Annotated in this window: 21 protein-coding genes; 18 read left to right on the top strand and 3 right to left on the bottom strand. The window is 59.2% G+C overall.

Features of this window, described 5'->3' with window-relative positions:
- The first annotated feature begins 2 nt into the window (after positions 1–2).
- The 5 genes from RW095_RS22250 to RW095_RS22230 all read left to right on the top strand — a co-directional run bounded on the left by RW095_RS22250 (position 3) and on the right by RW095_RS22230 (position 4,484).
- Positions 3–611 carry an HK97 family phage prohead protease gene (locus RW095_RS22250; RefSeq protein WP_317018395.1) on the top strand — a complete coding sequence of 203 codons (609 nt, stop codon included), beginning with the start codon at positions 3–5 and terminating at the stop codon, positions 609–611.
- Positions 612–626: 15 nt separating this feature from the next.
- Positions 627–803, top strand: coding sequence for a hypothetical protein (locus RW095_RS22245; RefSeq protein WP_317018393.1), 177 nt, complete (start codon positions 627–629; stop codon positions 801–803).
- The gene (locus RW095_RS22240) at positions 796–984 is read left to right on the top strand and encodes a hypothetical protein (RefSeq protein ID WP_317018392.1); all 189 of its coding nucleotides are present in this window, start codon (positions 796–798) and stop codon (positions 982–984) included. The genes RW095_RS22245 and RW095_RS22240 overlap by 8 nt, the downstream gene beginning before the upstream one ends.
- 2,200 nt (positions 985–3,184) lie before the next feature.
- A complete protein-coding gene (locus RW095_RS22235; RefSeq protein ID WP_317019930.1) occupies positions 3,185–3,559 on the top strand; it encodes an HNH endonuclease in 375 nt (124 codons plus the stop codon).
- A gap of 127 nt (positions 3,560–3,686) precedes the next feature.
- Positions 3,687–4,484 carry a hypothetical protein gene (locus RW095_RS22230; RefSeq protein WP_317018390.1) on the top strand — a complete coding sequence of 266 codons (798 nt, stop codon included), beginning with the start codon at positions 3,687–3,689 and terminating at the stop codon, positions 4,482–4,484.
- On the opposite strand, the gene RW095_RS22225 is transcribed toward RW095_RS22230, so the two are convergent.
- Positions 4,471–5,022 carry a hypothetical protein gene (locus RW095_RS22225; RefSeq protein WP_317018389.1) on the bottom strand — a complete coding sequence of 184 codons (552 nt, stop codon included), beginning with the start codon at positions 5,020–5,022 and terminating at the stop codon, positions 4,471–4,473. The genes RW095_RS22230 and RW095_RS22225 overlap by 14 nt on opposite strands.
- Positions 5,023–5,552: 530 nt before the next feature.
- Between RW095_RS22225 and RW095_RS22220 the strand changes: the two genes are divergently transcribed.
- On the top strand, positions 5,553–5,960 hold the full coding sequence (locus RW095_RS22220; RefSeq protein WP_317018387.1) for a surface-adhesin E family protein: 408 nt from the start codon (positions 5,553–5,555) through the stop codon (positions 5,958–5,960).
- A 1,273-nt stretch (positions 5,961–7,233) separates the two neighbouring features.
- On the opposite strand, the gene RW095_RS22215 is transcribed toward RW095_RS22220, so the two are convergent.
- Complete coding sequence (locus RW095_RS22215) at positions 7,234–8,622, bottom strand: site-specific integrase (protein WP_317018386.1); 1,389 nt, start codon at positions 8,620–8,622, stop codon at positions 7,234–7,236.
- 135 nt (positions 8,623–8,757) lie between these two features.
- Positions 8,758–8,883 (bottom strand): hypothetical protein, encoded by a 126-nt coding sequence (locus RW095_RS22210; RefSeq protein WP_317018384.1) that lies wholly within the window; start codon positions 8,881–8,883, stop codon positions 8,758–8,760.
- 10 nt (positions 8,884–8,893) lie between these two features.
- Between RW095_RS22210 and betC the strand changes: the two genes are divergently transcribed.
- From betC to RW095_RS22150, 12 genes are all read left to right on the top strand, one after another.
- Positions 8,894–10,432 (top strand): choline-sulfatase, encoded by a 1,539-nt coding sequence (gene betC, locus RW095_RS22205; protein WP_317018383.1) that lies wholly within the window; start codon positions 8,894–8,896, stop codon positions 10,430–10,432.
- 46 nt (positions 10,433–10,478) lie between these two features.
- Complete coding sequence (locus RW095_RS22200) at positions 10,479–11,432, top strand: choline ABC transporter substrate-binding protein (protein ID WP_317018382.1); 954 nt, start codon at positions 10,479–10,481, stop codon at positions 11,430–11,432.
- A gap of 288 nt (positions 11,433–11,720) precedes the next feature.
- The gene (locus RW095_RS22195; RefSeq protein ID WP_317018381.1) at positions 11,721–12,869 is read left to right on the top strand and encodes a porin; all 1,149 of its coding nucleotides are present in this window, start codon (positions 11,721–11,723) and stop codon (positions 12,867–12,869) included.
- 257 nt (positions 12,870–13,126) lie between these two features.
- Positions 13,127–14,044 (top strand): LysR substrate-binding domain-containing protein, encoded by a 918-nt coding sequence (locus tag RW095_RS22190; RefSeq protein ID WP_317018380.1) that lies wholly within the window; start codon positions 13,127–13,129, stop codon positions 14,042–14,044.
- 110 nt (positions 14,045–14,154) lie between these two features.
- Positions 14,155–14,901 carry a GntR family transcriptional regulator gene (locus RW095_RS22185; protein WP_317018378.1) on the top strand — a complete coding sequence of 249 codons (747 nt, stop codon included), beginning with the start codon at positions 14,155–14,157 and terminating at the stop codon, positions 14,899–14,901.
- A gap of 125 nt (positions 14,902–15,026) precedes the next feature.
- Complete coding sequence (locus RW095_RS22180; protein WP_317018377.1) at positions 15,027–16,637, top strand: gamma-glutamyltransferase family protein; 1,611 nt, start codon at positions 15,027–15,029, stop codon at positions 16,635–16,637.
- A gap of 112 nt (positions 16,638–16,749) precedes the next feature.
- Positions 16,750–18,054 carry an oxalate/formate MFS antiporter gene (gene oxlT, locus RW095_RS22175; RefSeq protein ID WP_317018376.1) on the top strand — a complete coding sequence of 435 codons (1,305 nt, stop codon included), beginning with the start codon at positions 16,750–16,752 and terminating at the stop codon, positions 18,052–18,054.
- Between the two features lie 52 nt (positions 18,055–18,106).
- Positions 18,107–18,883: an ABC transporter ATP-binding protein gene (locus RW095_RS22170; protein ID WP_128584464.1), complete on the top strand. Its 777-nt coding sequence runs from the start codon at positions 18,107–18,109 to the stop codon at positions 18,881–18,883.
- A complete protein-coding gene (locus RW095_RS22165) occupies positions 18,880–19,734 on the top strand; it encodes an ABC transporter permease (RefSeq protein WP_317018374.1) in 855 nt (284 codons plus the stop codon). Before RW095_RS22170 ends, RW095_RS22165 begins: the two co-directional genes overlap by 4 nt.
- Before the next feature lie 40 nt (positions 19,735–19,774).
- Complete coding sequence (locus tag RW095_RS22160; RefSeq protein ID WP_317018372.1) at positions 19,775–20,755, top strand: ABC transporter substrate-binding protein; 981 nt, start codon at positions 19,775–19,777, stop codon at positions 20,753–20,755.
- Positions 20,756–20,774: 19 nt separating this feature from the next.
- The gene (locus RW095_RS22155; RefSeq protein ID WP_317018371.1) at positions 20,775–22,124 is read left to right on the top strand and encodes an amidase; all 1,350 of its coding nucleotides are present in this window, start codon (positions 20,775–20,777) and stop codon (positions 22,122–22,124) included.
- Between the two features lie 102 nt (positions 22,125–22,226).
- Entirely contained in the window at positions 22,227–24,896 is a 2,670-nt protein-coding gene (locus tag RW095_RS22150) for an excinuclease ABC subunit UvrA (protein ID WP_317018370.1), read from the top strand.
- The last annotated feature ends 64 nt before the right edge of the window (positions 24,897–24,960 follow it).

Raw genomic sequence — 24,960 nt, 5'->3', positions numbered from 1 at the left:
GTATGGCGCGCATTCTTAGAGGTTACATGACCACGGACGCGGTGGATTGTGTGGGAGATATCGTGCGGCCTGAGGGCGCTACGCTTAACGCAATGCCTCTCCCGCTATTGGCGGGGCATGACCATAAATTGCCGATAGGGAAGGTAGTTAAGGTCGAGAGGTCCGGTAACGGCCTTATGGCAACCGCCCATGTTATTCCCCAAGGTGAATCGCGCATTGCAGACGATTGGTGGGCAGCGCTAAGACACGGTGCGGCGGTCGGTCTGAGCATTGGCTTCCGTCCGACCAAGGCCACGCCAAACAGCCACGGCGGGAAAACCTTTGACGGTAGCAAGCTGCACGAGGTCTCTCTGGTACCTGTGCCAGCGAATTCGGAGTGTGTGGCGCGAATTGTCGAGGATACCGACAGCCAACCGGCTACGCCTCCGGCTAACGTGAAACCGCAACCGAGCGCGGTAAATACGGCCAAGCCCGCCACCAAGACCAACGATCCAGTTATCGAGCGAGCTAAGCGGGACCTTATCGCTCAGGGTCTTGGATTTTCCAACCACGCAGACCGAGTACGCAAGCTGGCTACAGTGGGTATTAAGTTTCAAAACCCGATCAACTAACTTAAAGGATTAAAAATGGATACGCCTAATCACATTATTCGCGCTGGCCTATTTCAGCGTGTACAGCACAACACGTTCGTAATCAATCTCAAGCGCGCCGAAATTGAGCGGATCGAGCAAGAGATTGTGGACCTAGAAAACAAAGTTAAAGCCGGAGAGACGGCACTTAAGGAATTTAACGAGAATGCTTAATCCTATTGTTGATAAGTCGGTAATCGCTAATCTTGATGATAAAGGGCTTGGTGAGGTCATCCGACAAGCAACACTGTCCAGCTATCAACACAAGGCGGTAGTGGCCCGTAACGATCAAATCATTGCAATGGCTCGCATGAAGATCATCCAAAAACAGATTGAAGACGCAGAGCGCGAATGATGCGCGCCGAACGTAACCGGGACCTCCCTCGCGGCATCCGGCTTGTGGGCGGAGAGTACGAAGTCCGGGGGCTGAAAGAGATCCCGGGACAGCATGTAAAGAGGTTGGACGGCTCATCTGGTCCCCGCCTGAAGCGCGTAAGACTCGCCCGCGTATCGTCGCTTGCCGCAGCTATCCGCCTTCGGGCGGAATTCATGGAGGCGCAGGGGGCACGCAATGTCAAATAACCGCGCACGCGTTGTCCGCATGGCGGAATCTGTGGGTGTACTGACGCGCAGGCGGGGCCGCAACGGGCAGACGGCCGCAAGGCCTATCAACGAGATTCGTATTGGCGTGCTAGAGGCTTTGTACGGACGGTCTCAAGGGATGGTCAAGTGCGACTCTCTCAATGAGTTGGACGACCGGCTTGAGCGCGGTGTGCGGGTACGCAAGGGTAAGTATGGCTATAGCCTGAGCATGGCCCAGTACCACCTTTGCGCCGGTAATAACGCGCGGGACGAGGCTAACCGCCTATGGTTGCTCCCTAGCAGGTCGATTAAGCGCGTTACTGCGGCACTTGCGGAGGGCAGAGCGCACTTCGAGCGGGCCGCGTTCTTTCAACAGCAACATATGGAGCGTGCGGTATGAGCTTAGCCGGATTACAGATTTGGTCTAGCTCCGGGGTGTTATCCTGGACTCCTCCGATAGATTGGGCCGTATCGTGGGCCGCGCCCAAGTTCAAGGGTTCAACGCGGGTGTCTCAGCGGACCTCAGCCAAGGCACGGCTTTTTATTCTTTCCAACCAGACTTCCTGTTTAAGCACACCAACCAGGTCACACCGCCTCCTATGTTCACAATTAACGCTGGCGGTATCTCCTGGGTGTACGACACGGACGGCGGGACTAGCTACAGGTACCCCGTAACGGGGTGGGTCTTTTACGGGGTGTTCTAGTGACAGCAGGATTCGGGCATGAACCAGCGAATGCGCCGCCAAGGTTCGTACAGTTATAAGCTTAAATATAAATACGTTTAATAGGAGTGCAGATGAAAAGACAGAGTAAGCTGTTTGAGTTAGGCGAGTCGATGCGTAAGGCTAGCATTGCCGCGTATGACGTTCATCGGTCTATCCAAAAACTGGCCAAGGTTGACCCGGCAAAGGCCCGAGAGTTTGAGCTTGCGGCTATCGAGGGTTTGCTAAGCCAGCTACGGGCATTCGTGGTTACGGACCAAGGTAGCGAAGTTGCGCCAGTCTAACGACAACAATCTGTGTCCGTCCTGTGGGGAGCGTTTTCGCTCCTCGCGGGGCTTCGATGCACATAGGATCGGGAGCTATGGCGTAAGACTCGCAGACGGTACCTATCAACCGGCCAACCGACGATGCAAGAGCGTGGGCGAAATGCTAGCCGATGGAATGCAGCGCAATAGGCGGGGTCTGTGGATCACCAAAGCCTTTGGAATGCCGCTCCATTCGTACCTAGAAGCCGCTCCATTAGCAGAGGGTATAGAGACGTAACCGGAAGGTACCCCGGGCCGTCCTAGCCTCACACGTGCGCGCTCACAACGAGCAAAATAGGCGAGTATGTGGTCCTGTTTGCGCTCCAAGGAGTCCGACATGACGGAAAGGCGAATCACAAAGGTAGATGCCGGATTGGCTGCGGCATATCGACGAGGCAGGCGCTGGCTTGACGTCGCTTTATTAGTACCCGTGCCGTGGCTTGTTTTGGACCTCTGGCGAGGTTGCGCAGATTGGTTCGGTCCGTCGGGTGCAATCACCTTGTTCATCGTTGCCTGCGTGCAGTTCAAGCAGGTGGCTAGGCTTCAAAACAAAATAATCAAGAATGGGGAGGCTGCGCCATTCTCAGAAGAATATAAGGCGTTGGATCAGAGGGTCTTTGTCGTGGGGGCTATTGGGACGGCGATATGGGCATACGGCGACAAGATAATAAATCTGATATTGCGGATGTGGCCATAGATTTACCAGCTTATCGCTAAGGCCTTTGTTTTTCGTCCGCGATTCCTAAGAATTCTTTGGACTTAAGGATAAAACGGATGGAACCTGTCGGCGCTGAGCCTTAACCCTTGCGCAATTCAACATACCCCCCGTACCTATACGGAATATTCCTTCCGTCAACCCCTTTTTTGACCAATTTTCGGAGAATTTTCATTGAACCACGTATTCGAATGCGTTAAGCACAAATGGCCTGAGCCAGGTTACACAGGTATGGAGTGGCGCTGTCCTAGCTGTGCCGTAACTAACGTGGCTAAACGCAATGGCAAGCCATTAACGACCAAACAGAAACAACGCTTAGCAGCTACTACCGCACCACGTATTGATGATCTTAGCGGCTACGCTTGGGGAAAGATACGAGAGCGAGTTAGACAACGAGACCAATACACATGCTGTATGTGTAAGCGGGTAGATACGCACGGTGTAGTAGACCACGTTAAGCCACTGGAGCAAGGTGGTTCTAATGATGATACTAACTTGCAATACCTGTGTAACCCGTGCCATGTGGATAAGACCAATAGAGACCGAGGCTTTAAGGTTAAACGTGCATTCGGACCAGATGGAATGCCGCTAGATGGTAGCTGGTAGTGCGTTCTAATCTCTCAAATCTGCGGTAAAACAGCACATTTGAAAAGCTGAATTCCTTTCTGGACGGGGCTTTCAGCGATTCTGCCTAATATATAGAAAGCATGACTCGTGGAGTGAATCGGGATACATGACGTACAATTTAAACGATGCGATTGCAGAGGCGGCAGACCGGGCTATTGATCCGGATAGAATCCAGTATCCTCACTTGTTTGTAATTAGAATAATTACCAATGAGGAGATACGCGAGCATCAGGCAACGTATAGCACAAGCGCTAATACTATTGAGCATCCTTACCAATACCTTGGTCGGTTAGCTGCTAGTATTAAGAAAGTAGTGCCGATAGAGGAGGCTCGTTACATACCGGTATCAGGCCAGTTTAAAGGAGTGTCTAGGACCAAGTTAAAGGTGGCTGGCTGGTTTAGTGTTAAGGGCTTTCGTCGGTCCACGGTAACCACGGTCGAGGCTGATACTTGGCTTGATACTAGTACAGGCGAAATACTTACTAAGAAATCGGCCCGTGAAAACGGTATTCGTATTCCTATGGCTAAGTCCATATCGGAGCGCATGTTAGATACTATCGGTCGAATCCAGCGATGCGCACCCGGTGAGCGAGAGTTTGTAACTTATGTTCTTAAGATGCGCAACCGTAGGGGCGGTCTTGTAGTTGATCTCGATACCGTAATTGAGTTTTGGATAGCTCACAAATATCCCGGTATTCGCTCTACGGATAAGTCACGCAAGCGGAGACGTTTAGGGGCTGTGCTGGAGGATCGCCGGGTTATGGCTAACAGTCAAACATTAGCAAGCGACTTGCAAGTACTCGGAAATCCGACCAAGCAAGAAATCATAGAAGAATCGGCCCGCGTCTTTGAGGTCATTAAGCCTAGGCCTAAGCAGGGTTGTAGTGCAATCATTTTCGGTTAGGAAAGCAGAGCGAGAAGTCGCGAGCGAAAATAAATTTGTCGCTACCAGCGGCGGCAATAAGGTTAAAGAATCGCAGGGTATCGGCGTTGGCAATTGTTATATCTGAATTTCCAACTAACGCAATCCTCGGGGCTAGTGGGATACACAACACGGTTGGTCGGTCTGGAACCAGAAACTCTCCGGCCCATGCTTCCGCCTTACAAACCCGCCATTGAGTATTGCTAAGTTGGGCGGACCTTTGGTCTAACTCGAATTGAATTCTTAAGCCTGTCATCTGGCGACTCGGGAAGCTCCCGTCATCGTCCGCATAAAGGTAATGTTTTGATTCCAGTATTTCCTTTTGATCTTTCGATAGCAATGCGCCGGGAAGTACGTCGCGGAGTCTAGGTGCGGGAACGGGACTTGATGAGTAGCGAGCACGTAATTCCCACAGCGCGTAGAAGCGCGTTATCACAGCGTGTTTTAGTGTCCACCAGCGAAGATCTTCGGCTAGTATTCGCTCTGCAAGAAATTGAAATTCTCGCTCGATATTTGCCATGTATCCAGCCTCGGCTCTTTGATCCCAGGCTCGGTCCGCGCAAAAGATAATGTGTTTTGAGTCAATGTCTGACAGTCTACGATTTTCGGTTTTGAGTATCGCCGATACCCTATCTCTTTCGTTATAGAACCTTTCTATGCTCATTCTCGGGAAAACGTGCTGGTTCCGCGTTAATTTATGCGGGTTTCCCTTTTGTGTTGGCTCGCCTTTGTGCCGCGTGAATTTCATGGTATCGCGTAGCGCATATGTATTGGGCCGGTATTCTTCTATCGGGCCGGCGAAACCCCGCAGTGGCAGCCTATCCCGTGTTTCGCCCTGGCGAAGCCGGGTCCAGCCTTAACGGTCGGCCGCCGATATGGTAACGGAATTGCACTAGCCCCGGCAGTCCTCTATCTTGGTCGGCCAACCACAGAGCCTCCGCAATCTCCTGGCGATCCATCAAGATTGTGCGCCTAGTGCCGATATACGGGATGGCGCTACGAATCGTTGTCCGCACGCCTGCGACTGAGATAGACCGATGAGAGAGAAGAATGAAGAAGGCAAAACAGGGGTTGGCGGCGCTGGCCGCAATGGCGAGCTTTGGCGCGGCGCATGCGGCAGATTGGGTAGACATGGGGTCAAATTCAGATGTCTCCTATTCTATCGATGCAAATTCGATGCGGGAGGTGCAGGACGGGGAAGTGCGAGGATGGGTCAAGGTGGAATACACATCGACCCAATACCTTAATGGCAAGCCGTTTGACACTGTCAAATACAACAATCGGTTCTTCTGCAAAACCCGCCGAGCCGCGAGCGGTTTCGCGGTCTTTTTGAATAGAGGGCAGGTCGCCTTACGTACCGACAAGTGGGGGGAGATTCGGGACGTGGTACCTGATTCAGACGGAGAGCGTTTCCTCGACGCTGCCTGCTACGCCGTGGCCACTGCCAAGGGCAATTAAGGGATTCCCGTGCCACCACGGGGATGGTTGTAATGCAACGTGAGTGTCTTGGGCTACTCGTCCCGCCTTAGAATCGCGGAAAGGCCGGGGAAATAAGCGCACGGGCTCGATTTACCTTTGGCTTTAACGTGACGCGCTATGCTTGAGGAGAATGGAATGGGGCAGAGAAAACCAAGGTTGATCTTCACAATGATGGTAACGCTCTGTACGGCATGGCCTGCTTTTGCTCAGGACGCCCCGCCGACAGATACCGACCTCAGAGCGTCGTATTGCATGGCGGTGATTCGTGCGGAACAGGCAAACACCAAAGCTATGTTCCCTCAAATTGAGACAGACCGCGCTAACGTTCCGCAACCGGTAATCAAAAGCTGGACGGAGGAGGCGGATAGGTTGAATCATCTTACCCTATATCTGCTTCCGCGAACTCAGTACGTCGACTCTACAGGCTTGTTGGCTGCAAAGTCTCGCGGTCGGCGAGACGCGCAAAAGGTCGAAAGTCCGGAAATGATGGCTTGTGCGGAACGGTGCGACGAGACGATGAGAAGGGGAACGCCGGAGGAATTGAAAGCATGTCTGCGCCCGTGCGATCCGGAGATGCTTCCCCGCGTGTGGGCGTGCAATGACCTTTCTTGGCTTCCCTTTTAAAGTTGTTTCAGGTCTATGGCGTAAGCAAGCAATTTTTCATCAGGGTTCGCGTAGGGGGTTCTCGTGTTCCGTACTGTGTTGGCCGTTGCGTTGTCCGTGGCTACGTCCTCCGCCTTTGCTGGCCTGGAGGAGTGCCACCATTTAGTAATAGACCCACACGCCCCGCCGCAAGCCCTCAAGGACTGCCTAGCCGCGCACATGCACGATGAACCTAGCGCCCGCAGCCGGTTATACGTGGCGTCCAAGGCTAAGCTCTATGAGTGTATGGACGAGGGCGGGTGCGCAGCGCGGGAGGTTGGGGACGCGGTAGACGGAGTTATCGACAACGCGCCCCGGTAGAGTTAGGGTGCGGCTTGGGCGGAGTCATAGCGCGGCGGCTACTCGTCACCGTATAGGACCGCAACGATGCCGGGGAAATACACATCGCACCGTTTGTCGTGCGAGCTTGCGCCCCGGTTCGGGCAATCAGTTAGCTCCGCTCCTAGGTCCGTCATTGGAAAGTCTGGACCAAGCCGCTCGACAAGCCGCGCTAGTTGATACCGGCCCCGCCGCTCACAGCGGGAGCACGCGATATCGAGACTGGACGCCTTGGCCGCAACGTCCGAGAGGGCCACGCTTCCATGCTTTCTCATTTTTGGGAGGCCAGTTCTAATCCGTGTATCTCGTATTTCTCCATAGCTTCCACCAATGGGCGAACAGGGTAAAACTCTCCGCCGTAGTCCTCCGCCGTATCGCCTGACGAGTGGCCCGTAAGCGCGTCATTTACCGCTTTAGGTACGCCATGCTCCCGCAATACCTCCTTAAACAGGTGCCGGAAGCTGTGGAACGTCTTACGGGTATCCGTTACGCCGTACTTGGTTCTTAGCGACTTGCTGAACGCTTTGCCGAACGCGGACGTAACGCGCCCGGTCCTATCGGGCACAAGCTCGGGAAAGATTGGGCCAGTTTGCTTGCTAACGTGATCCATGAAACCCATGCGGATTAGCTCGGCATGCACGGGAACCCGTCTCCGGCTATTGGTGTTCTTAAGCCGCTGCGTATCGTCATCGTCTGTTATGTACAGCATGTGTACTTTGTGGGTCTTACCGCTAGCGTCTCGATAGGTTTCGTGCTTAATGTCCTCTCGCCGTAGCTGGCCTATCTCCTCTCTACGCGCTCCGGTGTACAGCGCTAGTAGTGGTATCCAGCGGGCCGCTCCGCTTGCGGGCAAGCTATCTAGTATGCACTGTACGTCACTAACAGCAAACGGAATGCGGGCCTTACCTTTTTCCTTGCCCTCAACCCGGTAGTTGGCCGCTACGCAATGGCTTATCAACTCAGCACTAACGGCGGCGGATAGCAACGCCTTGAACATAGACAGGTACGTCCGCTGTGTTGCAAGGCTTGAGGTCTGCAATGAATTCAGCAACGCGGTTAAGTGCGTGCGCTGTATATCCGCCAGCTTTGCAGGACCCTTGACCTCCCGGAAGCGCTGGATAACCCGCAGCATTGTTGCCTTGGTCTCTTGCGTTGGCTGGCGTATCCGCTCCCACGCCGCGAACGCCTCATTGAGGCCCGCTCCAGGCGTCCCGGTTGCTTGCGTATGCGTCGGTATTGACGGGATAGCGTGAGCGCCATGGAGGACGCGCTGACGTGCGCTAGCCAAGATGATGGAAAGGTCTTCTTTGAACGCGTTCAGTGCGCTCCTTTGCTCCGCTATAAGCTTGTCTTGTTCGGTCGGTACAGCAAGCTCCGACTCATGCGGAGGATAAGCCTCTTCCTCTGCCCTTGAGGACCAGGGGGCGGGGTCAACATTTGGCCTAGGCTTGGGAGGGGCTACCGCGCCTGTACGAGCGCGCTCGAATAACTCGTCAACCTCTACACCGACACGGCGGGCCAGTATGCGCGCCTCCCGGAGGTCGGACGTACCTAACGCCCTCTGTACTTCCCGTTTGCCGTCCAGCTTTTCTACCAGTTCAATCGGCACGCGGCGGCGGTAGTAGTACCGTGCGCCTCGCCTGATAACGTGTTCGCTCATGCTTATGTCCCTGTACCACGTGGCGCACCCGCAGAGGCCGGAGATCCTTAACTGGCGCGGGTTTCCTTAGTTTATCAGGGTTACAGCGTGGGCACGTATAACGCCCCCTTATAGGCACATAACGAATTGCCGTCTTCACAGCGCCGAATTGACCGGCAATAGTGGTGTAGATGCCGCAAGCGGACCGCCACTGTCGCTTCGAGTCGTGTCTGCGATCGCACCGGCATAGGTAGTTGCACTGACATCCATGATTTTATTCAAGGCGCGCTCCATGCTTGACAGCAAAAAGAATATTCTCATTCTGATGGCCGATCAGATGACTCCATTTGCGCTCGCCGCTTATGGACATCCGCTTACCAGAACACCTAACCTCGACCGCCTTGCAAAAGAGGGCGTGGTATTCGATTCTGCATATTGCGCAAGCCCGCTGTGTGCGCCGTCGCGCTTTTCTTTTCTGTCCGGCAAACTTCCGTCTGCAATCGGCGCGTACGACAATGCCGCGGAATTTCCGTCGCAAACACTGACATTCGCACATTACCTTCGCGCTGAAGGATATCGCACGATTCTCTCGGGAAAAATGCATTTCTGCGGCGCGGATCAGTTGCACGGTTTCGAAGAGCGCCTCACCACCGACATTTACCCAGCCGACTTCGGCTGGACGCCGAACTGGGACGATTTCCAGGCGCGTCCAACGTGGTATCACAACATGAGTTCCGTTATCGAAGCCGGACCGTGCGTGCGCACGAACCAGCTCGACTTCGACGACGAAGTCACGTTCACGACGCGCCAGAAGCTCTTCGACATTGCCCGTGAGCGACACGCCGGAAAAGACGCGAGGCCTTTCTGCATGGTCGCCTCGCTGACACACCCTCATGACCCTTACGCAATTCCGCAAAAGTACTGGGACATGTATCAGGACGAAGATATCGACATGCCCGCGCATCGCGATTCATTCGAAGAAGCCGATCCTCACTCCAGACGCTTGCGTCACGTTTGCGAAACCGATCGCACGCCGCCGACCGACCAGCAGATCCGCAACGCACGCCGCGCCTATTACGGCGCGATTTCCTATGTCGACGATCAGTTCGGTGCGATTCTCGAAGCGCTCGAACAGGCGGGGCTGGCGGAGGACACGATCATCGTCGTCACTTCCGATCATGGCGAGATGCTCGGCGAGCGGGGCCTCTGGTACAAGATGACCTTTTTTGAAGGCGGCTGCCGCGTGCCGCTGATCGTGCACGCACCGCAGCAATTCGACGCGCATCGCGTGTACGCTTCCGTGTCGCATCTCGATCTGCTGCCCACGCTAGTCGAGCTGGCGCGCGGCGAACAACCGGCGGCATGGCCCGATTCGCTCGACGGACATAGTCTCGTGCCGCACCTTCGAGCGGAGCGGGGCGGTCATGATGAAGCACTCGGCGAATATCTTGCTGAAGGCGCTATTGCGCCGATCGTGATGCTGCGGCGCGGGCGCTTCAAGTTCATACACACGCCTGCCGACCCCGACCAGCTGTACGACGTCGAAGCCGATCCGCTCGAGCGTGAGAACCTCGCGCCGAAAGCCGAATACGCCGCCCAGATCGAAGCGTTGCGCAACGAGATTGCCACGCGCTGGGACCTTGCCGCGCTGCACGACGAAGTGCTGCAAAGCCAGCGTCGTCGCCGCTTTCATTTCGCCGCCACCACCCAGGGCACAGTTGCTTCATGGGACTGGCAACCCCGGGTCGACGCAAGTCAGCGTTATATGCGCAATCACATCGATCTGGACACGCTGGAGGCAATGGCGCGCTTCCCGGCGGTCGCGCACTGACTGGCCGCTACATGCTTACTTCTCACTCACTCACAGGAAAGCCGCGATGATGAACAAGCTATTCAAACAGGCGATGTCCGGCGTTGCGCTGCTATGCGCGGCAGCCAGTTTCGCCTCCGCCGCCGAGCCGCAATCGTGCATGCAGGTGAACATGGCGGGGCCGGGATGGACCGATATCGACGCGACCAATGCGATGACCGGCGTCGTGCTGAAGGCGCTCGGTTATAAACAGAAGGTCGCGAACCTTTCCGTGCCGATCACGTATCAAGGCCTGAAAAAAGGGCAAATCGACGTGTTTCTCGGCAACTGGATGCCCGCGCAAGCGCCGGTCGTCAAACCCTTCGAAGAAGAAAAGTCGATCGTGGTCGTTCATCCGAACCTGAGCAATGCGAAGTTCACGCTCGCAGTGCCCGACTACGTGGCGGCAGCAGGCGTTCACTCGTTCGCGGACCTCGCCAGGAATGCCGACAAGTTCGACAGCAGGATCTACGGCATCGAACCCGGCGCGCCGGCCAATCAGAACATCAAGAAGATGGTCGATGACAAAGCGTTCGGCCTCGACAACTGGAAGGTCGTCGAATCCAGCGAGACGGGCATGCTCACACAAGTCGAGCGTGCAGTACGCGAGAAGAAGTGGATCGTGTTTCTTGCGTGGGAGCCGCATGTGATGAACACGAAGTTCAAGCTGAGTTATCTCGACGGAGGCGATAAGTACTTCGGCCCGAACTACGGCGGCGCCACGGTCAACACCGTTGCGCGCAGCGGCTACGCAGAACAATGCCCTAACGTGGGTCGCCTTTTCAGGCAACTGACATTCAACGTCGACCTCGAAAACGGAGTGATCACCGAAGTACTCGAAAAGAAGACCGGTGTCGACGTAGCCGCGACCGAAGCGCTCAAGCGCCACCCCGAACTGCTCAAGTCATGGCTGGATGGCGTGAATACGGCGAGCGGTACGAATGGCTTGCAAGCCGTTCAGACGGCGCTTGGCGTGAAGTAGAAGAGGCAATTCCAATTGTGCGCTTGATTGAGCGCTTATAAGGTCGCAAGGCGACAGATTCATGTCGCATCCGATCGACTCGCCGTAAATCTGGAACCGTATTCTTGACGCGTCGACGCAGGCCTGGCGGAATTTTCATGCTGGACAAATAACAGCCAGGCCATATCGATCGGTCTCAACCAGTTTCGAACTGCCCGTCATGCGAGAAGTGCTGCGCGCCTGTTATCGGCCGCTGCAGGGATCGCTTTATCCAACGAATTGCGCAGGTACAGATCAGGGGAGAATTCAATGAAGAAGAAAAATGCCGTCAGTCTTTCGGGACTCGCTATTGCAGCAAGCGCCGTATGCGCGCCAACGGGTGTCCACGCGCAAAGCAGCGTCACGCTGTATGGCGTTCTGGACGCCGGCATCACGTACGTCAGCAACGCCGGTGGCTCCCACCAGGTCAAGTTCGACGACGGCATTTCGTACGGCAACCGTATCGGCTTCAAGGGCGTCGAAGATCTGGGCGGCGGCTTGCAGGCCATATTCGTCCTCGAGTCGGGTTTCCACTTGGGCAATGGACAGCTTGGATTTGGCGGTGCCGAATTCGGCCGCCAGGCGTATGTCGGCCTGAAGAACAACTGGGGCACGCTGTCGTTCGGTAACCAGCTCGACATGACCGAAGAATTCGCCTACCTGTACAACATATCGGCGTGGGCAAGCGGTTACGCGATTCACCAGGGCGACTTCGACCGGATGAACGGCGACCGGCTGCCGAACTCGATCAAGTATCTCTCCAACGATATTTCCGGTTTCTCTTTTGGCGGCATGTACTCGTTCGGCAATACGGCGGGCGACTTCCACCAGAAGAGCGCATGGAGCGTGGGCGCGCGCTATGAACACGGCGCGTTCAACATGGGCGCCGCGTACACGCAGTTGAACAATCCTTTTGGCATCTACGCATTCGATCCGTATGCGATGATCGGCACGCGTACTTTCCTGGGCAGGCCCACCGTCTCGGTCGATCCTGCAACCGGCGCAGTAACAGATCTGTACAGTTCCTCTGCATTCCCTGTCGACAAGCAAGGCGCCTTTGCAGTCGGCGCCGCATACACGATCGGCAATGTGATGTTGAGCGGCAACTTCACCTACACGACGATCAAGGGGGTCGGGCAAACGTCGCATATGCAGGTGTACGAGGGCGGCGCTTCGTACACTTTCACGCCGGCGTTGATGCTATACGGCGGTTATCAGCACACGCGATTTGAAGGGAGCCACTGGAATCAGGGATCGCTCGGGCTTCACTACCTGCTGTCCAAACGCACGGACGTGTATATCTCCGGCGATTATCTGCGCGCTTCCGATGGCGTGAACGCGGTAATCGGCTATAGCTTCACGCCGTCGTCAACCAGCACGCAGGCGGACGTGCGTATCGGCATGCGCCATTCTTTCTGAAGCACCGGCGGCGGGTTTCCGGCAGCGGGAATCCGCCGTGGCTATTGGTTTGCTTTATCGGTATTTGTCGCTTCTTCTTTATATCCGCTCTACAATCCCGTCCCGCGCATGAGTCGCAGTTCAGTCCGATGTGCCGTTATGGCATATACGGACCTTGCACTCCATGTCTTCCTTTCCGAATTGCAATGAGCGGTGCTGCCGCGATCCACGCATCGTGACGCACTGTATCAACATCTTGGCGGGACCGAGGATGCCGAATGCCGATAAAGCTTTCTTTTGAAGCGCTTGAAGTACTGGACGTAATAGACAGAACAGGTACATTCGCCGAGGCCGCCGAATTGCTGCACAGAGTACCGTCGGCGCTGACGTATCTCGTGCAGAAGATCGAAAGCGATCTGGGCGTCGAACTGTTCGACCGCAGCGGAAGACGCGCGAGACTCACGCAAGCCGGCCGGGTACTCGTGGAAGAAGGGCGTCAGTTGCTCAAAGCGGCGCGACAGCTCGAAATGAAAGCGCAGGGTATCCAGCGAGGTTGGGAATCGGAACTGAGCATCTGTCTGGATGAAATCCTGCCCTTCGGCTCGTTGTGGCCGTATGTTCGCAGCTTCTACGAGATGGAAACGATCACGCGGCTGCGCCTGTCCACCGAAGTGCTTGGCGGCGTCTGGGATGCGCTGATCACGGGGCGCGCGGATCTCGCCGTGGGCGCGGTCGGTGAGCCGCCTCACGCGGCGAATATCGCGGCGCGGCCGATCGGAGCGCTGCGGCATCTATTCGTGGTGGCGCCGGGTCATCCGCTCGCCGCGATACCCGAGCCGTTGGACCGCGGCACGATTGCCGGATTTCGCGGCGCAGTCATAAGCGACACGTCACGCGAGCTACAGCCTCAATCGGTGGCCACGTATGACGGCCAACCCGTCGTCGTCGTGCCCACGCTGGCGGCCAAGGTCGGCGCGCTGTGCGAAGGTATCGCGGTGGGCATGCTGCCTGAGCGCGTGGCCGAAGGCCTCATACGTGAAGGGAAACTCGTCGCGAGACGGATTGCCGGCGTGCGTGAGCACACGCGGTGCTATCTCGCGTGGCGCGAAGATAAAGGCGGACATGCGCTCGATTGGTGGGTCGGGCAGCTGGACAAGGGCGATCTGGTCGACAGGTTGTTCAATGCTCGCATGTAGTCGGTAACTTCGGATCAACAACGCCTCCGGCAGATTAAATTCTTGTTGACGGATGTTTTGACGGTGACCGATAGTCACTGCCGGAAGATCTGTTAATCCCAGGCTCGTGCGTGAAAGACACAACCCGCTCTCCCTCGTCGCGCGCTGACCATGTGTACTTCAGCGTGCGAGACGATATCTTCGACATGCGCCTGCTTCCGGGCGACCGTATGACCGAAGGCAGCATCGCCGATCGCTTCGGCGTTTCGCGCACACCGGCGCGCGAGGCGCTGCAACGTCTTCAAAGCGACGGTCTGATGCGCGGCTATGTGCGCGGCGGCTGGGAAGTCGTGCCGATCGACTTCAAGCGCTTCGAAGATCTGTACGAAATGCGCAAGCTCATAGAAACGTTTTCTGTGACCCGGCTCTTTGGCGCTGACGGCACTCTGTCCGCCACCGCGTCGCAGATGCTCGAGCGGCTCGACCGCATATGGAACGTCCCCCGCGCACAACGCGTTCGCGACGGCCGGGAGATGGTGGCGCTCGACGAGGCGTTCCACGAGGCGCTCGTCGTCGCCGCCGGCAATGCAGAGCTGAGCGCCGCAATGCAGCGCGTGACCGACCGCATCCGCGTGGTGCGGCGGCTCGACCTCGTATACGGCGATTGCATCGACGACACATATAACGAACACATTGCGATTCTCGCCGCCATCCGCGATCTTGCGGCTGACCGCGCAGTCGAGTTATTGGGGCGGCACATAGAAGGGAGCAGGGCGGAAGTGCGCACACTGACCACCGAGCGCCTGCAGCGCGCCCGCACCGCCTCGGAGCCTCACAGTGCGCCGTATGCACCACCGAGGTTGCGAGGCACCATTTAGCAACACGCATTGAGCGCCCCAATTTGTTAAGCGCCTTCTGCAATCGGCCTTTGCGCGGCGTGCGGGCGCTGGCACGGTATTCGCATATGCACGGGTATGTATACAAGCAAAAGCCCCGTGCACCGATGCCCTCCGAAATCCTGAACCCGGCCCGCGGAACCCGCGGCATGGCGGTCGCGCCTCATGCGCTTGCCGCGCAGAGCGCGCTCGCAATCTTGCGCGAAGGCGGCAACGCCGTCGAAGCGATGATCGCGGCCGCGGCGACGATCGCCGTCATCTATCCGCACATGAACAGTATTGGCGGGGACGGGTTCTGGCTGATCTCGCGTCCCGGCGCCGAGCCGGTCGGCATCGAGGCGTGCGGTGCGGCGGCGTTGGCGGCGAGCGTCGACGAGTACCGCTCACGAGGACTGTCGGCCATACCGACGCGCGGCCCGCTCGCAGCCAACACGGTGGCCGGCACGGTGTCCGGCTGGCATCGCGCGTATCGCTGGTCGGCTGAAACGCTCGGCGGCAGGCTGCCAGTCGCGCGGCTGCTCGAAGACGCGATCCATTACGCGAAGCACGGCGTGCCGGTCACGCGCAGCCAGTCGCAATGTGTAGAAAGCCGTCTCGCCGAACTGCGCCCGATCGCGGGTTTCGCTGAAACCTTCCTGCACGACGGTCGGGTGCCGGCTACGGGCGAACGCTTCGTCGCGCCACGTCTTGCCGCGACGCTCGAACATCTGGCACACGCAGGCTTCGACGACTTCTATCGCGGCGACCTTGCACGCAGCATCGCGAGCGATCTTCAGTCGGCCGGCTCGCTGCTGACTCTCGCAGATCTGCAACGACACGAGGCGCGTCTGCGAACGCCGCTCGCCCTTGAGCACTCGCTCGGCACGATCTACAACATGCCGCCGCCGACGCAAGGGCTCGTATCGTTGCTGATTCTAGGCATTCTCGATCGCGCGGTGACGAAAGAGATGGACCCGCTGGGTCCCGAGTTCGTGCACGTCTGCGCCGAAGCAACCAAGCTCGCGTTTGCGGTGCGCGATGCCGAGATCACCGATCCGGATCACATGCGCGTCGATCCGCGGGAACTGTTGAAGCCTGCCGCGCTCGACGCAATGGCCGCGCAAGTGTCGTCTACGCAAGCCGCGCCGTGGGGCGCCGGTCGCGGGCCCGGCGATACGGTGTGGCTCGGCGTGACCGACAGCAACGGTGTTGCGGTGAGCTTCATCCAGAGCATCTATCACGAGTTCGGCAGCGGCGTGGTGCTGGCGGGGACGGGCATCAACTGGCAGAACCGCGGGTGCAGTTTCTCGCTCGACGAGCGCGCGCGCAATCCGCTAATGCCGCTGCGCCGGCCTTTTCATACGCTGAACCCGGCGCTCGCGCGTTTCGCCGATGGCCGCACGATGGTCTACGGCAACATGGGCGGCGACGGTCAGCCGCAGTCGCAAAGCGCGGTGTTCTCGCGCATAGCGACGTTCGGCTGGAATCCCCAGGCCGCGATCGATGCGCCGCGCTGGCTGCTCGGCCGCACGTGGGGTCAATCGACCGACACGCTCAAGCTCGAAGCGCGTTTCGCACCGGACACCGTCGCGCGGCTCGCAGCGCTCGGCCACGAAGTCGAGACGATGCAAGCCTATGACGAAGCAATGGGACATGCCGGCGCAATCGTTCGGTATCCAGATGGATTGATCGAAGCGGGCTACGACCCGCGCAGTGACGGGGCAGCCGCGGGCTGGTAGACGCACACGCGCGCTATTTTTCAATCGGATTGCAGGTCCGGTCTTCCAGGCTCGGAGGACGCTGCACGTCTGCTGATCGCCGGCAGACATTCGCTCAGTAAATGGAGTCACCATGACCACACGTTTGCAATCTTCGTTGCCACCCATCGCGTCGACGGAAGCCGGCGCCGCTTCGTCGAGCGCGACCCACAACCGTTGGCTTCAGCTCGGGCTGGGTCTTGTCTGCATGATGGCGATTTCGAGTCCGCAATATGTATGGACGCTGATGACCAAACCGCTCGCCGCGAAACTCGGCGTTGCGCTGCCTGAACTACAGGTCACGTTTTCACTGCTCATCATATTGCAGACGTTTTTCTCGCCGTTTCAGGGCAAGCTGATCGACCGCTTCGGACCGCGCATGCTGATCTCGATAGGCACCGTCATGTCGGGCCTGAGCTGGGTGCTGGCCTCGCAGGTGCATAGCGCGCCGATGCTCTACCTCACTTATGGACTGGTCGGCGGTCTCGGCACCGGTATTGTGTATGTCGGCGTGGTGGGGCTGATGGTGCGCTGGTTCCCGACCAACCGTGGCTTCGCGGCGGGCGCGGTCGCGGCGGGCTACGGCATGGGTGCAATCGTCACCACGTTTCCAATCGCCACGTCGCTGCAGGCGCGCGGCATCGATGCGACGCTCTTGATGTTCGGCATTGCGTTCGCGGTGGTGGGCCTGCTCGCTTCGCAGGGTTTGCGCGTGCCGCCTGCGCACGATGCCGCGGTTCTCCCGGGCTCTGCTTCAACGCCTGGCGTCACGAATTTTCGCCCGTCGCAGACCTTGAAGACGCCGCTCTTCTGGCTCATGTTCGCGATGATGACCATGATGTCCACGTCCGGCCTCATGGTCACCTCGCAGATGGCCACCTTCGCCGCCGACTTCGGCGTGACCAAGGTACTCGTGTTCGGTATGGCGGCGTTGCCGCTGGCGTTGACGATCGACCGCTTCACGAACGGGCTCACGCGACCGTTGTTCGGCTGGGTGTCGGACAGGGTCGGGCGCGAGAACACGATGTTTTTCGCCTTCGCGCTCGAAGGCGTGGCCATGGCGCTATGGCTGCTCACGCGCGATAACGCAGTGCTGTTCGTGCTGCTGTCGGGCGTGGTGTTTTTCGGCTGGGGCGAGATCTTTTCGCTGTTTCCATCGACGCTTACGGACACTTTCGGCACACGGCACGCCACCGAGAACTACGGCTGGCTCTATATCTCGCAAGGGATCGGTTCGATCTTCGGCGGCCCGCTCGCGGCGTTGATGCATCAGCATGCGGGAAGCTGGGTGCCGGTGTTTTCGACCGCGATCACGCTCGACATCGTTACCGCGCTGCTCGCCATTGCTGCGCTCAAGCCGATGCGCCGGCGCTTTCTGGCGGCACAGCAGGCCGCGTGATTTCAATCGCGTTTGTCGCGATGCACTCCGAAAACGTCGTCGAGGAACAGACATGTCCGTTCAGCTTGCGTTACGCAATATCCGTAAATCGTTTTCGAACAAACTCGGTTCCGTCGACGTGCTCGGCGGTCTGACGTTCGATATTCATGAGCGCGATTTCGTCAGCATCATCGGGCCTTCGGGCTGCGGCAAAACTACGGTGTTCAACGTGATCGCCGGGCTGCTCGAAGCGGATAGCGGCGATATCGTCTATCGCGGGCAAAGCGTCGATGGCTTGCGCGGCAAGGTCGGCTACATGATGCAGCGCGACTTGCTGCTGCCGTGGCGCACCGTGCTGCAAAACGTGCTGATCGGGCCGGAGCTCTCGAAGATGCCGGCCGCGCAAGCACACGACATGGCGATGGAATACCTCAATACGTATGGGCTCGCCGGCTTCGAGAATGCGTATCCGCGCATGCTGTCGGGCGGCATGCGTCAGCGCGTGGCGCTGATCCGCACGCTCATTAACGATCCCGACATCATTCTGCTGGACGAGCCTTTCTCGGCGCTCGACTACCAGACGCGCCTGTATCTGGAAGGCGTGCTGATGGAGGCCGTAGAGACGTTTCACAAGACCGTGGTACTCGTCACGCACGACATCGACGAGGCGGTCGCTTTATCGAAGCGCGTCGTCGTACTTGGCGGCCGGCCTTCGCAGGTGAAGAAGATCTACGACATCGACATAGCCGCTCGCTCGCCGATCGGCGCACGCAGCGACCCCAACTTCGCCGGTTACTTTCACGCGTTATGCGGCGAGCTGGATATTCAGACCGAGGTGAAAGCAGCATGACGCAATCCGCTTCCATCGATAAACCGGCGCCGGAGCAACGCGCAGTGAAGCCTCGCGCGCGCTTCGTGCTCGACAGCGGCTGGGGCCGTTCGCTGTTGCAACTTGCGGCCGTAGTAGCGTTCTTTGCGATATGGGAAGGCGCGGCGCGGGTTGGCTGGGTATCGAATTTCCTCGTCGGCTCGCCGTCGAAGATTCTCGCGGCGCTCCTGCGCGACGTGCAATCGCATCAGCTTTTCATCGACACCGGCTATACGCTCTTCGAAGCGATTCTCGGCTTCGTGTTCGGCACGGCAGTCGGTTCGGTGTGTGGACTCGCGCTGTGGTATTCGCCGTTCGTCGCGCGGCTGATCGAGCCGTTCATCGTCGCGATCAATAGTGTGCCGAAGATCGCTTTTGCACCGATCGTGATTCTGTGGTTCGGCACCGGGCTCATCTCGAAGGTTGCGCTGGCCATTTCGCTTACCGCGATCGTCGCGCTGATTGCCGCCTATGAAGCGGCCAAGGACGCCGATCCCGACCTGCAGGCGTTGCTCGTCACGCTCGGCGCGAACAAGAACGACGTGTTCATGAAAGTGGTGGTGCCGTTCACGCTGCCCTACGTGATCTCCACGTTCCGCATCAACGTCGGCTTCGGTCTGGTGGGCGCAGTGGTGGGCGAGTTCATCTCATCGGAGAAAGGCCTCGGACACATGATCTTCACCGCGTCCAGCCTGTACGACCTCAACACCGTGTGGGAGGGGCTGTTCGTGCTAATGGCGATCGGCTTTGTCCTGTACTTCCTGATCGACATGCTCGAACGCAGGCTGCTGCCGTGGCGGCAGGCGTCGAATACCACCACCCTCAAGGTTTAACGCATTCCGGCAGTCCAACCACTTCAATACAGGACAGACGATGGCACTAACCGCAAGAAAGGCGCTCCTCGCGCTCACGACCGCTTTGGCACTGAGCGTTGCAGGCGTTTCAACACCGGCACTGGCCGCCGGAAAGAAAGTGACTATTTCACAGGCGTTCCAGTCGATGCTCTATCTGCCACTCTATGTGGCGATAGACGGCGGCTTCTTCGAGAAGGAGGGACTCGACGTCAACAAGCAGACGGCGGGCAGTCCGAGCGCGGCGCTTTCGGCCGTACTGTCCGGCAGCGCCGACTTCTCGCTACACGGGCCGGAGTGGACGGCCGTGGCCGCGGAGAAGGGCGCCGATGTCGATGTGATCGCTAATGTCGTGAACGGTGCGGCGGTGTGGATCGCCGTTGCTCCGGATGTGAAGTTCAGCGGCATCAAGGACGTGAAAGATCAGGTGATCGTGTCGGGGCAGATGCCTACCACCAGTACGTCGCTGTTCTTCAAGCTCTTGAAGGAGAACGGCATGTCGCAAAGCGACGTGAAGCTGGTTCAGGTGCCGCTCGGCTCGGAGATCGGACCGCTCGTTGCCGGCCAGGCGAAGATCGCGGTGATGTATGAGCCGGGTCTGGATCAGGCGGTCGCGAAGGGCATGAAAGTCGTGCTCGGCTTTCCGAAGCTCTATGGCGAATACGCGTTTTCGTCAATCTCCGCGAAGCGCAGCGTCGATCCGGATGCGGCCGCGCGGTTCGTGAAGGGGCTGCAAAACGCGCTGCTGTACATGCAAAGCCATTCTGCGGAAACGGCCGCCATCGCGCGCAAGGAATTTCCGACACTCGACGCCGCAGTGGTCGACGCAGCGGTGAAGCGTATGCTCGACGAAGGCGTGTATCCGAAGAACGTCGGCATCACGCCTAAAGCGCTGACTGTCGCGATGGACACGCAGATCGCGCTCGGCAACCTGAAGCAGCAGCCGAACTACGATAAGTTCATCGTTCAGAATTACATCCAGCCGGCGCTTGCCGCGAAATGACACCGTTTGCGACGCTTACATGACCATGTTCTCTGTTTCTTCCAACACTGCGCCGATTCCGCCCATCGGCCGGATTCGCGCTGAAGTCGCCTCCGGCGAGGCCGGGCTCGAGCAGTACGTCACGCAGGCTTACGATGCGGCGTGCAAATCGCAGGCGTCGTTGCATGCGTTCTGCTATTTGCCGGACGCCGCGCCCGTCAATGCCGTCGATGTGGCCTCGCCGCTGGCCGGCGTGCCGGTCGCGGTGAAGGACGTGATCGATACCGCCGACATGCCGACCGAATTCAACTCGCCCGCCTACAAGGGACGGCGCCCCGATCGGGATGCGTGGGTGGTCGCGCGTTTGCGTGCGGCGGGCGCGTCGATCATCGGCAAGACGGTGACGACCGAATTCGCGTGGCGTAAGCCGGGCGCGACCGTCAATCCCTGGAATGACGCGTTCACGCCGGGCGGTTCGTCGAGTGGCTCAGCGGCGGCGGTCGCGGCAGGGATCGTGCCGCTCGCACTCGGTACGCAGACGCAGGGGTCGGTGATACGGCCGGCGGCGTACTGCGGCGTCGTCGGCTTCAAGCCGACTTACGGTGCGATTGCGCGCACGGGCGTGTTGCCGCTGGCGTGGTCGCTGGACCACGTCGGCATGTTTGCGACACGCGTCGCGGATGTGGCTTACGCTTTGGCGCTCGTCACTGGCGAGGATGCCGACGATCCGCACGTCTCGCACGTTGGGCTCGCTGCGCAGGTGTCGGCGCGCGGCACGGGGTCGCGGCGCATCGGCGTGCTGTCGAAACAGGCCGGCGGGGAAATCGAGCCGGCGCAGCAGGCCGCGCTCGACAGGCTCGCGGCTCACCTGGCGCGAGACGGCGTCGAGATCGTCACGGTCGATCTGCCGGCCGAGATCTTTGAAACGCCTGCGCATGCGTTGAAACTGATGTCGGTTGAAGCGGCCATCACGCACGGCGAACTGGTCGATCGCACACCCGAACTCGTGAGCGAAGCAATGCGCGGTCTCGTCGAAGAAGGCCGCAAGCTGCCCGCGACCGCCTACGCGCGCATCAAGGCGGCGCAGATGCCAATGGCACACCGCTTTCACGACTGGCTGACCAACGCGATGGCGCTCGATGCGCTGCTGGTCGCGCCGGCCACTGGCGAACCGCCGCGCGGGCTCGACTATACGGGCGACGCGTCATTCTGTGCGCCTTGGACCTTTCTCGGCGTGCCCGCCGTGACCGTGCCCGTGGGATTTGGGCCGCAGGGCTTGCCTCTTGGCGCGCAACTGGTAGGCGCTGCTCACGGTGACGCCGGTTTGCTGATGCTGGCCGAGTGGGTCGAAGCGCGCACTGGGTGGCAAGCGGCGGTGGCGCAGCGGTAGATTGCGGACGGGCCCGCAGGGCCGCCAATTCGCCTCGGCCGCTTTGTGCGGGCACGCGTTGTGCGTCTTACTAAAGTTCCTGGCCCGTAGCTACCTACCAATATGGATGTAACCAGCCGCAAGCCCCGTTCGTCCTCGACATCCTCCCGCACAGACACGGGGTTCGTCAGCGTGCGGGGCGCGCGAGAACATAATCTGAAAAACGTCGACGTGCAGATCCCACGGGACGCGCTGGTCGTATTTACAGGTGTGTCGGGCTCGGGCAAGTCGTCGCTCGCATTCGGCACGCTGTACGCGGAGGCCCAGCGGCGCTACTTCGAATCGGTTGCGCCTTACGCGCGGCGTTTGATCGAGCAGGTCGGCGTGCCCGAAGTCGATGCGATCGAAGGGTTGCCGCCTGCCGTCGCGCTGCAACAGCAACGCGGCACACCGTCCGCGCGCTCGTCGGTAGGAAGCGTCACTACGCTGTCCACCCTCGTGCGCATGCTGTATTCGCGTACCGGAACTTACCCGCCCAAACAGCCCATGCTGTTCGCCGAGCACTTTTCGCCGAACACGGTGCAAGGCGCCTGTCCGACATGTCATGGGCTAGGGCGCGTGTATGAAGTCACCGAACATTCGATGGTGCCCGACGATTCGCTGAGCATCCGCGAGCGCGCGATTGCTGCGTGGCCACCCGCATGGCATGGACAGAACCTGCGCGACATCCTCGTCACACTGGGCTATGACGTCGACACGCCGTGGCGCGATCTGCCGAAGAAAGACCGCGACTGGATTCTCTTTACCGACGAGCAGCCGACCGTGCCCGTCTACGCCGGTCTCACGCCCAAGGAGACGCGCGCAGCGCTGAAACGGAAAGACGAGCCGAGCTACCAGGGGACGTTCACCGGCGCCCGCAGGTACGTCTTGCATACCTTTGCAAACACTCAAAGCGCGCTGATGAAAAAGCGCGTGTCTCAGTACATGGTCTCGCGCGACTGCCCGGAGTGCGGCGGAAAACGGCTCACGAAAGAAGCGCTATCGGTGAAATTCGCCGGACTCGATATCGCCGAATTTTCGCAGTTGCCTCTGGCGGGACTCGCCGCGCTTCTTGAACCGATCGCGCGCGGGGAGTGGCAGGAGCCGGTTGCGGCAACACAGGGCAAAGGCGATGTGCTCAGCAGGAGCGCTATGCGCGATGCCGTCGAGCGGCGCGTGGCCGCTGGCGGCTCGGCACACAAGGCCTCGCCAGACGTGCGACGCACACCAAACCTTTCGGGCGAGAAGCGCCTCGCCGCGCAGCGCATTGCGGCCGAACTTCAGGAACGGTTGACTACGCTCATCGACCTGGGCCTCGGTTATCTCGCCCTGGATCGCAGTACGCCGACGCTGTCTTCGGGTGAATTGCAGCGCTTGCGGCTCGCCACGCAATTGTCGTCGCAGCTCTTCGGAGTCGTGTATGTGCTCGATGAGCCATCGGCCGGCTTGCATCCCGCGGATGGCGAAGCGCTTTTCAGCGCGCTTCAGGCGCTGAAGGCAGCGGGCAATTCGCTCTTCGTCGTCGAGCACGATCTGCAGATGATGCGGCGCGCCGACTGGCTGGTCGACGTGGGTCCCGCTGCAGGCGAGGAGGGCGGTCACATTGTGTATAGCGGACCGCCCGACGGACTCGCGGCAGTTGAAGCGTCACAGACCCGCCGGCATCTGTTCGCCCCGCCGGCAAGCGTTGAGCGCACGCTGCGCGAGGCGAGAGGCTGGCTGCGGCTTGCCAATATCACGCGCAATAACCTGCATGGGCTGAACGTCGCGTTCGCGCTCGGCTGCCTGACGACGGTGACGGGCATATCCGGCTCGGGCAAATCGAGCCTTGTGAGTCAGGCGCTGCCGGAACTGGTCGCGAGCCGTCTGGGGAAAACAATCGAAAGCCCGGACGATGACGAACAGGACCCGCTGCTCGCCAACGGTAGCATGCCGACGAGCGGCCACATCGTCGACGGGATGGAATCGATCAGACGGCTCGTACGGGTCGACCAGAAGCCGATTGGACGCACGCCGCGTTCCAATCTGGCCACCTACACAGGCCTTTTCGATCAGGTGCGCAAGCTTTTCGCGGACACACCCGCCGCCCGCAAGCGGCGCTATAGCGCGGGCCGCTTTTCGTTCAATGTTGCGCAAGGCCGCTGCCCGACCTGCGAAGGCGAAGGGTTCGTCAGCGTCGAACTGCTTTTTCTGCCGAGCGTCTATGCGCCTTGCACGACATGCCACGGCACCCGTTATAACGAATCGACGCTGGAAATCACCTGGCGGGACAAGAACATTGCGGAAGTGCTGGGCCTTACCGTCGACGCCGCGTGCAGTTTCTTCGCCGACCAGGCTGGCGTGATGCGCTCGCTAACGGCGCTGCGCGACATTGGCCTCGGCTATCTGCGACTCGGCCAGCCGGCCACGGAGTTATCCGGTGGCGAAGCGCAGCGCATCAAGCTCGCGACCGAGCTGCAACGGGCACAACGCGGCGACACTTTATACATTCTGGACGAGCCTACGACTGGCCTCCATCCCGCCGACGTGGACCGGCTGATGGTGCAACTGCAAGGACTTGTCGATGCGGGCAACACCGTCGTGACGGTCGAGCACGATATGCGAGTGGCCGCACAAAGCGACTGGGTCATCGATGTAGGCCCGGGAGCAGGAGACGCTGGCGGAACGATCGTGGTGAGCGGAAGACCCGCTGAAGTGGCGCTCGAAGAGGGTAGCCGCACCGCTGCGTATATCAGGGAACAGCTGGCGGCGTGAATCAGGGGCGCGGCTATTCAAACGACTTTGTTCGAGGTTCACTGTGTCGTGAGAGTGAGCCGTT

It is taken from the genome of Paraburkholderia kirstenboschensis, from assembly GCF_032806925.1.
GTDB classification, from domain to species: domain Bacteria; phylum Pseudomonadota; class Gammaproteobacteria; order Burkholderiales; family Burkholderiaceae; genus Paraburkholderia; species Paraburkholderia kirstenboschensis.
This window is presented reverse-complemented; position numbering and strand designations above follow the sequence as displayed.

Bases quoted from the DNA above. Each gene is read 5' to 3' on its own strand.
- oxlT (WP_317018376.1), top strand. From the start codon at position 16,750: ATGACCACACGTTTGCAATCTTCGTTGCCACCCATCGCGTCGACGGAA.
- RW095_RS22155 (WP_317018371.1), top strand. From the start codon at position 20,775: ATGACCATGTTCTCTGTTTCTTCCAACACTGCGCCGATTCCGCCCATC.
- RW095_RS22230 (WP_317018390.1), top strand. From the start codon at position 3,687: ATGACGTACAATTTAAACGATGCGATTGCAGAGGCGGCAGACCGGGCT.
- betC (WP_317018383.1), top strand. From the start codon at position 8,894: ATGCTTGACAGCAAAAAGAATATTCTCATTCTGATGGCCGATCAGATG.
- RW095_RS22250 (WP_317018395.1), top strand. From the start codon at position 3: ATGGCGCGCATTCTTAGAGGTTACATGACCACGGACGCGGTGGATTGT.
- RW095_RS22200 (WP_317018382.1), top strand. From the start codon at position 10,479: ATGATGAACAAGCTATTCAAACAGGCGATGTCCGGCGTTGCGCTGCTA.
- RW095_RS22225 (WP_317018389.1), bottom strand. From the start codon at position 5,022: ATGGCAAATATCGAGCGAGAATTTCAATTTCTTGCAGAGCGAATACTA.
- RW095_RS22235 (WP_317019930.1), top strand. From the start codon at position 3,185: ATGGAGTGGCGCTGTCCTAGCTGTGCCGTAACTAACGTGGCTAAACGC.
- RW095_RS22240 (WP_317018392.1), top strand. From the start codon at position 796: ATGCTTAATCCTATTGTTGATAAGTCGGTAATCGCTAATCTTGATGAT.
- RW095_RS22195 (WP_317018381.1), top strand. From the start codon at position 11,721: ATGAAGAAGAAAAATGCCGTCAGTCTTTCGGGACTCGCTATTGCAGCA.
- RW095_RS22245 (WP_317018393.1), top strand. From the start codon at position 627: ATGGATACGCCTAATCACATTATTCGCGCTGGCCTATTTCAGCGTGTA.
- RW095_RS22160 (WP_317018372.1), top strand. From the start codon at position 19,775: ATGGCACTAACCGCAAGAAAGGCGCTCCTCGCGCTCACGACCGCTTTG.
- RW095_RS22215 (WP_317018386.1), bottom strand. From the start codon at position 8,622: ATGAGCGAACACGTTATCAGGCGAGGCGCACGGTACTACTACCGCCGC.
- RW095_RS22150 (WP_317018370.1), top strand. From the start codon at position 22,227: ATGGATGTAACCAGCCGCAAGCCCCGTTCGTCCTCGACATCCTCCCGC.
- RW095_RS22165 (WP_317018374.1), top strand. From the start codon at position 18,880: ATGACGCAATCCGCTTCCATCGATAAACCGGCGCCGGAGCAACGCGCA.
- RW095_RS22190 (WP_317018380.1), top strand. From the start codon at position 13,127: ATGCCGATAAAGCTTTCTTTTGAAGCGCTTGAAGTACTGGACGTAATA.
- RW095_RS22220 (WP_317018387.1), top strand. From the start codon at position 5,553: ATGAAGAAGGCAAAACAGGGGTTGGCGGCGCTGGCCGCAATGGCGAGC.
- RW095_RS22170 (WP_128584464.1), top strand. From the start codon at position 18,107: ATGTCCGTTCAGCTTGCGTTACGCAATATCCGTAAATCGTTTTCGAAC.
- RW095_RS22180 (WP_317018377.1), top strand. From the start codon at position 15,027: ATGCCCTCCGAAATCCTGAACCCGGCCCGCGGAACCCGCGGCATGGCG.